Source organism: Proteus sp. G2618, assembly GCF_009915995.1.
GTDB lineage: Bacteria > Pseudomonadota > Gammaproteobacteria > Enterobacterales > Enterobacteriaceae > Proteus > Proteus terrae.
In genome coordinates this window covers 170,679-183,306 of record NZ_JAABNI010000016.1, presented here as the reverse complement: position 1 = coordinate 183,306, position 12,628 = coordinate 170,679, and the positions used below count along the sequence as shown (strand labels likewise).

10 protein-coding genes and 1 tRNA gene are annotated in these 12,628 nt (G+C 33.2%); 3 read left to right on the top strand and 8 right to left on the bottom strand.

The features are described 5' to 3' along the window. Positions 1 to 32 precede the first annotated feature (32 nt). Both rpoD and GWJ01_RS09170 read left to right on the top strand, forming a co-directional pair. A complete protein-coding gene (gene rpoD, locus GWJ01_RS09175; RefSeq protein WP_109394114.1) occupies positions 33 to 1,889 on the top strand; it encodes an RNA polymerase sigma factor RpoD in 1,857 nt (618 codons plus the stop codon). Positions 1,890 to 2,205: 316 nt separating this feature from the next. Then, positions 2,206 to 2,282, top strand: a tRNA-Ile gene (locus GWJ01_RS09170). A 62-nt stretch (positions 2,283 to 2,344) separates the two neighbouring features. Here GWJ01_RS09170 and GWJ01_RS09165 read toward each other — a convergent pair. The 8 genes from GWJ01_RS09165 to GWJ01_RS09130 all read right to left on the bottom strand — a co-directional run bounded on the left by GWJ01_RS09165 (position 2,345) and on the right by GWJ01_RS09130 (position 11,106). Continuing rightward, positions 2,345 to 3,193 (bottom strand): MrpH family fimbial adhesin, encoded by an 849-nt coding sequence (locus GWJ01_RS09165; protein ID WP_109394115.1) that lies wholly within the window; start codon positions 3,191 to 3,193, stop codon positions 2,345 to 2,347. Between the two features lie 28 nt (positions 3,194 to 3,221). Further along, on the bottom strand, positions 3,222 to 3,758 hold the full coding sequence (locus GWJ01_RS09160) for a fimbrial protein (protein WP_161711001.1): 537 nt from the start codon (positions 3,756 to 3,758) through the stop codon (positions 3,222 to 3,224). A gap of 6 nt (positions 3,759 to 3,764) precedes the next feature. Beyond that, on the bottom strand, positions 3,765 to 4,289 hold the full coding sequence (locus tag GWJ01_RS09155) for a fimbrial protein (RefSeq protein WP_157957602.1): 525 nt from the start codon (positions 4,287 to 4,289) through the stop codon (positions 3,765 to 3,767). Between the two features lie 9 nt (positions 4,290 to 4,298). Next, positions 4,299 to 4,796, bottom strand: a complete 498-nt coding sequence (locus GWJ01_RS09150) for a fimbrial protein (RefSeq protein ID WP_109394118.1) — start codon at positions 4,794 to 4,796, stop codon at positions 4,299 to 4,301. Positions 4,797 to 4,822: 26 nt separating this feature from the next. Further along, a complete protein-coding gene (locus GWJ01_RS09145; RefSeq protein ID WP_109394119.1) occupies positions 4,823 to 5,578 on the bottom strand; it encodes a fimbrial biogenesis chaperone in 756 nt (251 codons plus the stop codon). A gap of 31 nt (positions 5,579 to 5,609) precedes the next feature. Continuing rightward, the gene (locus GWJ01_RS09140; RefSeq protein ID WP_109402053.1) at positions 5,610 to 8,108 is read right to left on the bottom strand and encodes a fimbria/pilus outer membrane usher protein; all 2,499 of its coding nucleotides are present in this window, start codon (positions 8,106 to 8,108) and stop codon (positions 5,610 to 5,612) included. Positions 8,109 to 8,195: 87 nt separating this feature from the next. Further along, on the bottom strand, positions 8,196 to 8,741 hold the full coding sequence (locus GWJ01_RS09135) for a fimbrial protein (RefSeq protein ID WP_109394121.1): 546 nt from the start codon (positions 8,739 to 8,741) through the stop codon (positions 8,196 to 8,198). Between the two features lie 835 nt (positions 8,742 to 9,576). Beyond that, positions 9,577 to 11,106, bottom strand: a complete 1,530-nt coding sequence (locus GWJ01_RS09130) for a methyl-accepting chemotaxis protein (RefSeq protein WP_109394122.1) — start codon at positions 11,104 to 11,106, stop codon at positions 9,577 to 9,579. A 1,111-nt stretch (positions 11,107 to 12,217) separates the two neighbouring features. Between GWJ01_RS09130 and GWJ01_RS09125 the strand changes: the two genes are divergently transcribed. Further along, the gene (locus tag GWJ01_RS09125) at positions 12,218 to 12,535 is read left to right on the top strand and encodes a helix-turn-helix transcriptional regulator (RefSeq protein WP_161711000.1); all 318 of its coding nucleotides are present in this window, start codon (positions 12,218 to 12,220) and stop codon (positions 12,533 to 12,535) included. Positions 12,536 to 12,628 lie beyond the last annotated feature (93 nt).

Genomic DNA, 12,628 nt, shown 5'->3' with positions numbered 1-12,628 from the left:
CCCAAATTACTTTGAAGTGTGGATACCGTCTTATGGAGCAAAACCCGCAGTCACAGCTGAAGCTACTTGTTACTAAAGGTAAGGAGCAAGGCTACCTGACCTATGCTGAGGTCAATGACCATCTGCCGGAAGATATCGTCGATTCAGATCAAATCGAAGACATCATCCAGATGATTAACGACATGGGCATTCAGGTTATGGAAGAAGCACCTGACGCCGATGATCTGATGCTGGCAGAAAATTCAAATGATACTGATGATGATGCTGCAGAAGCCGCAGCTCAGGTACTTTCTAGTGTAGAATCTGAGATTGGCCGTACAACCGACCCTGTCCGTATGTATATGCGCGAAATGGGTACAGTTGAACTGCTCACCCGGGAAGGTGAAATTGATATCGCAAAACGCATTGAAGATGGTATTAACCAAGTTCAATGTTCCGTTGCAGAATATCCTGAAGCAATTACTTATCTTCTTGAACAGTATGATCGCGTTGAAGCTGGCGAAGCACGTCTTTCAGACTTAATTACTGCGTTTATTGACCCTAATGCCGAAGAAATGGCAGAAAGTGAAGATGTCAATTTAGGCAAAGATGATGATGAAGTTGACAACAGCGCTGAAGACGAAGATGAAGACGAAGATGAAGATGGCGACAATGACAGCGATAGCGATGATGATAACAGCATCGATCCTGAATTAGCGCGTCAGAAATTTACTGAGCTTCGTGAGCAATACGAAAAAACTCGCCAAACTATCAAGGCGAAAGGTCGTAACCACAAAGATACAGAGCTTGAAATCTTATTGTTATCTGAAATTTTCAAACAGTTCCGTTTAGTACCAAAACAGTTTGATTATCTGGTTAACAATATGCGTGAAATGATGGACAGAGTTCGTGCTCAAGAACGTCACATCATGCGTCTTTGTGTTGATCAAGTTAAGATGCCAAAGAAAAACTTCATTACTTTGTTTACAGGTAACGAAACCAATGACACATGGTTCACTGCAGCTCGAGCAATGAATAAGCCTTGGTCTGAAAAACTGGCAGGTATTGAAGAAGAAGTACAACGCAGTTTACAAAAACTGCAACAAATTGAAGTTGAAACTGGACTGACAATCGAACAGGTTAAAGATATTAACCGTCGTATGTCTATCGGTGAAGCCAAAGCACGTCGTGCGAAAAAAGAGATGGTCGAAGCGAACTTACGTCTTGTTATCTCTATCGCGAAAAAATATACCAACCGTGGCTTACAGTTCCTTGACCTGATCCAGGAAGGGAATATTGGTCTGATGAAAGCGGTTGATAAATTTGAATACCGTCGTGGTTATAAGTTCTCAACTTATGCAACATGGTGGATCCGTCAGGCAATTACTCGTTCAATCGCTGATCAGGCGCGTACAATCCGTATTCCTGTTCACATGATCGAAACGATTAATAAACTGAACCGTATCTCTCGTCAAATGTTGCAAGAGATGGGACGTGAGCCTTCACCAGAAGAGCTTGCAGAACGCATGCTGATGCCTGAAGACAAGATCCGTAAGGTACTGAAAATCGCTAAAGAACCAATCTCCATGGAAACCCCAATCGGTGACGATGAAGATTCACATTTAGGCGATTTTATCGAGGATACAACCCTCGAATTACCACTGGATTCTGCAACATCAGAAAGCTTACGTTCAGCAACTCACGAAGTGTTAGCTGGCTTAACATTACGTGAAGCGAAAGTCCTACGTATGCGTTTCGGTATCGATATGAATACCGACCATACCTTGGAAGAAGTGGGTAAACAGTTTGATGTTACCCGTGAACGTATTCGTCAGATTGAAGCGAAGGCACTGCGTAAATTACGCCACCCAAGCCGTTCTGAAGTACTACGTAGCTTCCTTGACGAGTAATCAACTTACTTTTCAATAAAAGTTATAATAAACGCCTGTGATATCACAGGCGTTTTTTTATGGAATTGTGAAACAGTATCTACACACGATTTAAGCTGCGATAGACTTCATCTACATATATTTATAAAAAATAGCCTTATTATTTATATTATTGTACCTATATGTAAGCTCACCCGTTAATTATTACACTATGTTATTGATATCACAGTTATTCTCTGTTTTATTTTTTTATTGTTTAGATTGAACAGAAATTGCGCATACAGTCATTCAAAGGCTAGACCTAGTGCCAAATGGCACGTATAATCTCACTTCATTAGGCCCCTTAGCTCAGTTGGTTAGAGCAGGCGACTCATAATCGCTTGGTCACTGGTTCAAGTCCAGTAGGGGCCACCAAATTTTAAAGCCCCAGATAAGCAATTATCTGGGGCTTTTTTTGTAGCTTAATATTATAAAAATCAAAGAACAACAATAACAATCACCGCAGAACCACGAAAAGGCCCTGATTTAGGTTTTCCTACACTTTTAATTTCTGAACTTAATGTAAATGAGTTGGTATAACGGGAGGCTGTTTCTTTATTTGCAATAGGTAATTCAAACAATTCATTAGCAGGTTTATTATTTATTTTTAAAAAAGACTGTAATGTATTTTCTTGATTAAGCCAAATTGCCCCCTCATCATTAGTTGTAGCAGAAATAATAACTTTGGAATTATAGTTACATTGAATTTTTACACTTTTTGTTTGCTTAGTAACATCCGTATTATTATTTAGCACATCATTATATGCCAATTGATTATAGTTAAAGTCAATATTTTCGACATTAAAATCACAAACCAAATCTGCTGATGGCGCAGCACCACAAATAGAACCCGGTAATAAAGGATCTGATGCACTCCTTCTTTGACCATAAAATATTCCTACACATTCAGATGTAACAATCGTTCCTGAATGAACAACCCTAAAAGTGTAAGGTAATGGTGTTATTTTAAGAAATGCCTCTCTTAATTCATCCATTGTTTTATATTTAGAAGCATCGGCTATTTTTGGATCCCGGCTTGAATAGGTTCCAGCTGTACCATTAGAATAATGACGATGAGCGACATAGACCTCACAGCCTGCCACATTATAACAAGGATTGGCTACACCAGGCATCAGAGTCCAGCGTTCAATCTGTCCTATATAAGCTAACCCAGGGATACCTCCGCTTATATTTTCAACTTTAGAAATATAAGAAAAAATATTCGCCTGAGCAGGAAATGAAGATATCATAGATAATATCAATAATGCTTTAAAGTAACCTTTCACTTTAACTCCATTTTGTCGTATTCATAAATTATGGATATGTGATATGAAATGTGGCAATACTACTAAATTTTCCTAATTCGATTTTTTTATTCATAACCACACTGGGCTCTGCTTTCAAAAAGGCATAAAATAGAAATTGATTTTCATTTTTATTTAATGAAAATTGGCTATTATCTTTATTAATTGCGATAAACTTCTTATTTTTATCTTCTATACCTATGCCAATTCCTGAAGGTTTGCCGTTAATATTAATGCCCAAATATCCTTTATGTGAATCCGATTCAAATCCTTTAAACAAAAAATTAATATTTTTAGCGACACTGTTATCACAATTTGAAACGGTAATAATAAAAGGGATATCTTCTGTTTTTTGCCCATCACGTAATGCTTTTACATCAACCGTATTAAACCTCACCGTTAATGTTTTATTATCAGATAAAACAGTACAAGGCTCTTTCACTAAGTTGCCTTCAAAAAAGAGATTATCTGCTGCCTTTACACTCATTAGTGATAAGGTAAGAAAAGAGAAAATGAGTGAATTAAAATATAACTTTTTAAGTTTCATTAGCCTCTACTCATATTCAAATATAACAGATGCTGATGAACGAAATTTACCTTCAGCCAAATTAGCCCCCTGTTTTTTAACAAGTAATGCACTAAATTCCGGTAATTTACTACGTTCCACTTTTACTTTTTTATTTACAGGTAATAATTCTGTGTTATTCAATACTATTTTTATAGCTAAGTCAGTAACGCTAGTTGCTAATAATTGATTATCAAATACAGCAGGATCACCTTTAACTGAAACTTTAAAAGAGAACTCTTTACTATCCCCTGTACACGATAAATCATAATTAAACTTTTGCTGATAGTTATCTTGTTCTATTTTAGAGATAACCACATTATTTCCAAAATTCACATAAATAGGATCATTATTATTAAATGTACAGATTGGAGGAGGGTTTAATATTTTACCTTTTAGCTCTATATTTGCAGTTGCTAAAGAGGTTTTAGCCTCTGCTGAATAAACAGAAACACTAGGCAACAAGCCGATTATCAATAATAAAAAAGAGAACAAAAATATATTTCTATTCATCATTTCCTCCTAAAGATAATCGACATTTAGAAATGCGGTTGCTGTAAAATCACCAGAAATGAGCTTTTCATTTGGATTTTTAAGCAGAAGTGCCTCAATTTTAATTGTATTTGTATATGTAAAATTGTATTCCGATTTAAGCGTAACTTCTTTATCTAGATAAAAAAACTTAACACCAATATCACTGCGTCCGGCTGTAACTGCATTATTATCAAAAGAAGAAGGAGATCCAGTGATAAAAAACTTCATATTATTCGTTGGTCGTTCATTACAAGATAAAGGAATAATTAGCTCAATTTTATTTTTTTTACCATCAAAATCAGCAGGATACAACTCCCCAAAATCACCTTTAATCGTGTTTTTATTATTAATAATACAAGCGACTGGAGGTAATATTTCTCCATATACATTCACTTGCAAGTTTTTTTGAGCAACACTTTCTCTTACGATAAAAAATGACGTAATAAAAAATAAAAAAATAAAGAGAACGCCCCTTCTTCTTGTCATATCAGCAACCTAATCATTTATATTTATTAGCTTTGGTTTAATTTACTTACCGTACATTGAGTACTTTTACAGTCAAATTCAATATCTATTTGAGCACCATAATCATTAATGTAGGTTAGTATTGGTTTTTTATTAAACTGGCTCACACCGATATTAATTTTTTCTTTTCCATTGGGTTCAATCATAAAAGATTTAAATTCTTCAATGGTATTATCTGAAAAATCTTTTTTAGCACTTACAAAGGTAATATTGTAAGGAGTTGGATTATTCATCACATAGTTATTACCTTGTTTTTCTAAGGTTAATTTATTCTGTGGTGCAAGTTCCAACTTATCAGAGGCAAGTATTAATGAAGCTGGTCTATAAAAAATTTTTACTCGTGTTTGCAATGCAATTTGTAAAACATTATCTGAATCACTTCTAGGAGGGATCTCTCTTAAATTAAAATAGAATACACTTTCTCTATCTTGAGGAAGAGAAGTAACAACATCAAGAGGTTGAACCTTTATTTGGCTTTGTTCATTTTTTTCTAATCGTTGTATCGGTGGAAGTGCAAGAATAGGCTCTTCTATTTTCTTACCTGCAAGATCTTCTATCCATGCTTGCGCTAAATAAGGCTGATCAGGACTATTATTTGTAATATTTAAGCTGACCGAGCCTTTCCCTTCATTTAAAATGATCCGTGTTCTATCTAAAGAAACCGCAGCATTTGCTGTTTCAATAAAAAATAAAGAAAATAATGGAAAAGCTAACATTGATATTTTTTTTACTGATAGACGCATATCTTAAACCTTAATTTTTAATTTTTAAAATTCAATTACATACTAATAAAACTGATGTGTAGTTTTCATTAGACGATAAATCTGGCAACTCTATTTTACATACGTTATTTTCAGATAACTGGATGAATAATATTTCATGAGACTTAACACCACCTAAATATGCTGAGCCATTATCACTCACCATACCCATATCCTGATTTGATTCATTTAATATCGTTGAACCAAATGGTGCAAAAGAGCCATCTTTTAGCATAATTTTTGCAATAATTTTAGCGCCTTCAGACACATTAAACTTGCGATAACCTATTGCCCCTTCGGTTAACGTAAATTGCTGTATTGAGCCTTTTGCTTCAATATTACTAGGTAAATCATCAATATTTACGGATACACGGCTACGCATATAATCACTGCCTAATGGTAAAATTGCTTTACCAAAATAGTTAGTGGTTGTATTCGGGCCATTCCCACTAATTGGAACGTTTTGAACCCCATTAGTATCCAATAATATACGTGAGCTTCCTGGAATATTAATACGATGAAGCGCCCCACCTTTAGGTGTTAATGTCGCACCACCGTCAATAGATAATGTAGCAACACTGCTAACAGAATCAGTATATGAAGCACTACCAGAAACAACTGCAGAGTCAGCATAATGGCGATAATAACCGCTTACGTTTGCTCGACCTCTCGCTGTCGTACCACCTGTAATATTATAGTTATTTCTATCATCAACTGTTTTGTTATAGCTAACCGTATTGGCGATATCTCCACTGTTAATATAACTATTCATGCTGATTGTTGTTTTTGTATCTAACGGAACGCTTAAGTTAATAAAAAAGCCATTATCGCTTCTTCCGTAACTATTATTTCTGTAAGCATTGATATTGATAGAATTATTTTTAAAGTTTGCTACATTAAAATATTTCGATAATGAAAAACTAAAGTAATCGCTCTTTTCACTATTCCAATAAGTACGATGGCTATAAGAAAGGTAAGCATTAAGACCAAAATCAGGGAAACTTTGGCTAAATGTTAATAAATAGAGAGCCTTATCTTTATTCACTTCTCTATTGTAATATTTACTATCAATGTATTGGTTTAATGTCAAAAAATCTTGCTCAGCAAAACGATATCCAGCTAATGTAACTTGATTATTATACTCTTCAAATCTTTTTGAGTAGTTAATACGATAAGCATTTCCTTGCTTATCATCATTTTGATTATTAACATCTTTTGCAAATGATGTCGTCATATCAACAGAAATAGCACCAAGCATTAATAAATCACGCCCAATTCCCGCAGAAAAAGAATTATATTCATCACTAACAATTGCTCCACCAAATAGAGACCAACCATTATTTATTCCCCATGAAAATTCTCCCATGCCAAACATTGGACCTTTTCGATCCCTATCAACATCTGAAGGTTTTCCTATCAAGGTTTTATAGCGAATTTGTCCTGGTCTCGTTAAATAAGGAACACTTGATGTATTCACTTGAAATTCTTGGGTTTTACCATTATCTTCTTCTACTCTAACATCAAGTACCCCTGAAATACTTTCGTTGATATCTTGAATTGCAAAAGGCCCCTGACTTACCGTTGTTTCATAAATAACTCGACCTTGCTGGCTAATAATCACTTTAGCGTTAGATGACGCAACGCCACTAATTTGTGGTGCATATCCCCTAAGATTAGGTGGCAACATATTATCTTCAGATGATAATGCCATACCCAAATATCGAATATTTTCGAACAAATCAGATGAACTATAATTTTCACCTAGCATAAGCTTAGCACTTAAGGACTTAATAGAGCGGTAAGCATAAACTTGAGCCCACTTCCAATCGAAGTTTTTATCTTCTGGATCTTTATTATCATAAACACTTTGCCAATCAGCGCGTAAACGCCATGCACCCAAATTTAGCCCCATAGTTCCTTGTCCATTAAGACTAAATTGATGGCTACTTTCTGATTTTCTTTTTATATCTTGTGCAGTTAGATGATAATCAAATAATGCCCCTGAAATTCCTTCATCCCATCTAGATGGGGGATCCCATCCTTGAGCAGTGTAATTTAGGTAAGCTTGGGGTACGGTGATAAACAGTTTACTTTTCTTTAATTGTGGTTTTACTGTCATGCTTGGTAATGAATTTATATTCAAACACTGTTCATTACCCCACCATGTTAGATCCTTAAAATAAGGCTCTTGCAATGAAAATTTTTCGACAATTTCATGAGGAATACAAACTAGAGTTTCATCATCGTTATTTGATGATTTTATAAATTTAATCTTATAATTATGCTCGATTAAATCTTCATTAAGCAATATAGAAACTTCATAAACACCCGGATAAATATAATCTTCTTTAGAGAATCGGGATAAGTCAATATTATTTCTATCCTCTAAATTTAAAATATCAGTATTAAACTCAACGGGTTCATCTGCATATAATAAGGAACTATGAACAAGCGATATGCTTAATATCACATAGAATATACATTGCCATACTTTAAAGTTGAAATGTAACATAGTTCCCCTATCTATTGCGTGTAATGCTCTCACCTGTAACCAAATAAATAGTCCCTAAGCCAAAACTGGCTCAGGGAACTAATAATCTTATTTATAGGTTAATGCAAAAGTAGCAATAGATGAGAAAGTACCTGGAGTCACATCAACGCCTTGCTTCCCTTGTAAATAAGCAGAGAAACGTAATTCATTAGGGCCTTCAGATAATATTTGTGCAGGTGATGTTGCTTCACCTAATTTAACGATGTTACCACCGTATTGAGAAATAATAACGCCCGCACCTTTTGCTGTACCATCAATAGCAATAGCGTTATCAATACCTGTCGCACCTAAACCAGAGAAAGTTGCTTCTACTGTTTTATAAGTTTTGGTTGAACAGTTTTCTAATTTGATAGTAAACGCTTCAGAGGTGCTACGACCACCTTCTTTCAATAATGAAGATGATACTTGTCCTAATTGGACAGTTTGTTTGTCATTATTTGGAGCGATTGAACAAGGTGCATCGATAATTTCACCTTCAAAAGTAATTTGTCCATGGCCACCAGTAATCGGAGCAACAGGATCTTCTGCAAATGCAGAGCCAGCAATCATTAAACAACTAAAACCCAATACAGCTGCTAATTTAGTTAATTTCATTTTCCACCATCTCTATTTGATTGTAAAAAGGCAAATTAAAAATAATTAATCTGCATTAATCTTAACCATAAAAATGAAATCTTTAGTTTTCTAAAAAATAAACATCAAATTTATTAGATACAGTTATCCCGTCAAACTATTTAAAGTTCTAAAAGATAGATTTCATTATTTATGTTTCGCAAACATTACCACAAAGAAAAAAACAATGACATTTTATGAAAAATAAAACAAAAAACAAAAAACACGCACAAAAAAATTATATAAATCAAAACATTAAAAAAAATAATTTTTTTTGATATTATTTAAAAATCAAATGAATCTAGAAATAGAGCATCATTTAAAGAAACCACGTTTTTATACTTAATTTTAAAAACTAAAAAAGCAAAAAAAACAATACAAATAAAACATATAGTTACGTATTTTAAATATATTTTTCATTTCTATTTTTTTTAAAAAAATAAAGTATTTAATTTAAGATTATTCTTATCTGGATAATTAATCAGATAATTTTAAAAATAACTTACTATTCAATCAATAAACTTTTAACAGGTAATTATTTTTCAAAAAAACGAAAAAAAATCTTACAAAAAAATAATTAAAATAGAAAAAACTTGATTTTAAAAATAAAAGATAGTATCGATGCTATTTATTTTTGCAAAAACACTCTCTATTTATAAAAAGTGTGAGTGGAGAAATTTCATCAACATATTAGCTTAGAATTGAATTTTCTATTAATAATAGATAGAAAATAATAGCTAAATAAACAAACTCACTCTCGTTTTGCATTTAGAGTGAGCTTGTTTTAAATGCGAAATTAACTGGCTAATTCAACTTATTAGTATTGTTCTTTAATTTGAAAGACTGAAACTTTATCTGTTAAGTTTTGTGCTTTCTCATCTAAAATCATTGTTGACGTCGCGCCCTGTTCAACTAAAGCTGCATTTTGCTGAACAACAGAATCCATTTGGTTAATGGCGACTGCAATCTGTTCAATGCCCACTTTTTGCTCTTCTGATGCGATACTAATGCCCTGCATGATATCGCTAACTTTCGTAATAGAAGAAACAATGTCCTGCATATGCTCGCCCGTTCTATTCACTAATTCTCGACCATGAGCCACGTCAGCAACGGATTCTCTGATAATTTGGTTAATTTCACGCGCAGCATCCGCACTTCTTGCCGCTAAATTTCTTACTTCTGTTGCAACAACCGTAAATCCACGGCCTTGTTCACCTGCTCGAGCAGCTTCAACAGCAGCATTTAATGCCAGAATATTAGTTTGGCTTGCAATGTTATTAACTACATCATTGATTTCAGCAACTTTTAATGTACCTACCTCGATTTTTTTCATCGAGTTAATAGCATCATTCATGATATTAGAGCCATCAATTGCTAAATCGCGGGTTTCTGCGGTAATAGAGTTGGCTAAAATCGCATTATCAGTATTATTCACTACTGCTATTTTAATCTCTTCCATACTTGCAGCTGTCTGTTGCAGAGCACTCGCTTGCTCTTCGGTACGAGAAGAGAGATCTTGGTTACCAGAAGCAATTTCTGCTGAGCCTTTTTTGATCTCTAGTGCTTCTTCTTTAACTAATTGAATAGTCGATGTTAGCGAAGTTTGCATCTCTCCCACATTAGAGAACAAGGTTCCAAACTCATCATTTCGTTTCTTAGGTAGAGTGAAACTTAAATCACCCTCTCCCACTTTTTGCAAAATGGCTGATAGCGTATTCAAGTTAAAGATAAATGTTTTATTTACCCAACGAATAACGATATAAAGAAGAACAAGAATGATCCCGAGGGCAATAATGGTTGTATAAAGTGACAACTGCACCATCCAAGCTTGCTGTGCTTTAATATCATCATTCACACCTTTCGTGATCATAAGGTATTCATCGAAAAGTTCAGATAGGCGAGTAAAGTCGTTAGAGAGATTTGATTCTGTGTAATCTAGCGTATCAATAGGTGCAATAAGTTCATCTAGAAGATAATAGAATAACACTGAGAGCTGCTCTGAATTACGTTGAGCATCAGGGCTTATTTTCTTCACTCCTACCCAATGAGTAATAGTTGCTTTTGATTTTGTCGCCAGCTCTTTCGCTTCAGCAACAAGTGATTTAATAGTTTCTTGCTTATTCTCATCCGTCATCGTTTTCAACAACATTAGATAGTTGACGTGAGAACGAATGGTCGCTAACTCATATCTTGCTTCTTGAACATTATTCAATCTGGTATTCAAGGAATCCAATGACGCAAAGTTTTCTTGCATTCTATAAATAAAAAATGACGACAAAACTGATGATAATAAGAAAATAGTTAATAGTATAATGGAACCTACTTTCGCTGATCTTTCAATACTCATGAAATAATCTTCCCCGATAATAAAATGATACAAATGTATTCATTTATCGGCACGAAATAGATTTTATTTACTTATTAATCAGAATTCTCGATATAAACACTTAATATAGTTCTCAATCAATGATGCCAATCAGTCTTTTATTCTACTTTCATATCATTAACAAAGATCATATACCGCAATGAAATAATATTTTAGTGTTATTAATTGGTTAGCAATTTGGGATTAATTTTAATGAAAACTAAAAATAGATAAAAAATTTTAATTTCACAAAAATAGGAGTCATTACTTATAGATTAACTAACCTTAAGTGTTTTTACGATATCGCTCATACATTTGAGATAAGTAGCTTCTGAATACCCCTCAAATAGCGTATATACACTTAGGATGTTGTTAATAAAAAATTATCGTCACTTTAAACGAAAAAAGAGAGAGATAAACACACAAATTGTTTGTAACCTCATATAGAGAGATAAATAAGACATTCGAGAAAATAAATCAAACATCATTGCAATTAATATTTTCAAAAAAAGCCATCTACTTAGCACCAAACAATAAATCCTTCTTTATATGAATATATCCCACAATAATTATTGAGTTAGATCAATTCTTACTTTTCATTCTTTTAAATAAAAAAGTTATTTTCACAATTTTATATTTAAACACATAACTCATTTTCATCATACACCCCAATTTTTGATTTTATTCAGAGAATTCTTACGCTCTACAATTTTCACAAATACCCATAATACGCGTAAAATATATTTCCTTACAATATCTAACCTTTTCATACAATTCATCTTATAAAGATGAAAAATGAAACATAAATTAATATCTAACTTCTCAAACCAGATTTTCCACCCAATAAAAACTCACAAAACGAATATCAAAATTAGTTTGCACTTACATTAAATATCTTAACATATTGATATATCTATCACTTGCTAAAACTTAAGTATAACCTTACAACAATTACTCTCTTGATAGGTATTGCCTATTACATAATGATATCGCATAGGGTAAACCATTTTTACGCACTTATTTATGTGTAATATAGTTATTCAAACCGAAATGGCTAATTTTAATATGTGATAACTTCTAAATATTAGACCTCATGTTATTGGAATTAATTTATGAACGATCTAGACACAAAAGTAGGCTTTTTTTTAAGAAAGCTAGAAAAGAGAAGAAATTATCAGGTCGTGAGCTGGCAAAAATAATTTCTGTTAGCCAACAACAAATATTTCGTTATGAAAATGGCAAAAATAGTATGTCACTTAGTTTAATAAATAAGCTACTTATTATTTTTGATAAATCATGGGATGATTTGAATCGTGAAGTAATAAGTACCTATAACGAAAAGGTGCCAAATACACAATCAAAAAAAAGAGACTATAAATTTAGTGACACTACTATTAGCCAGCTAAATTAAAAACAAACATTTAACAAAATTATGTAACATCACTATAAGCAATTAACCATGAAAATAAAATATTTAATTATGTTTTATTTTCATGAGCTATTA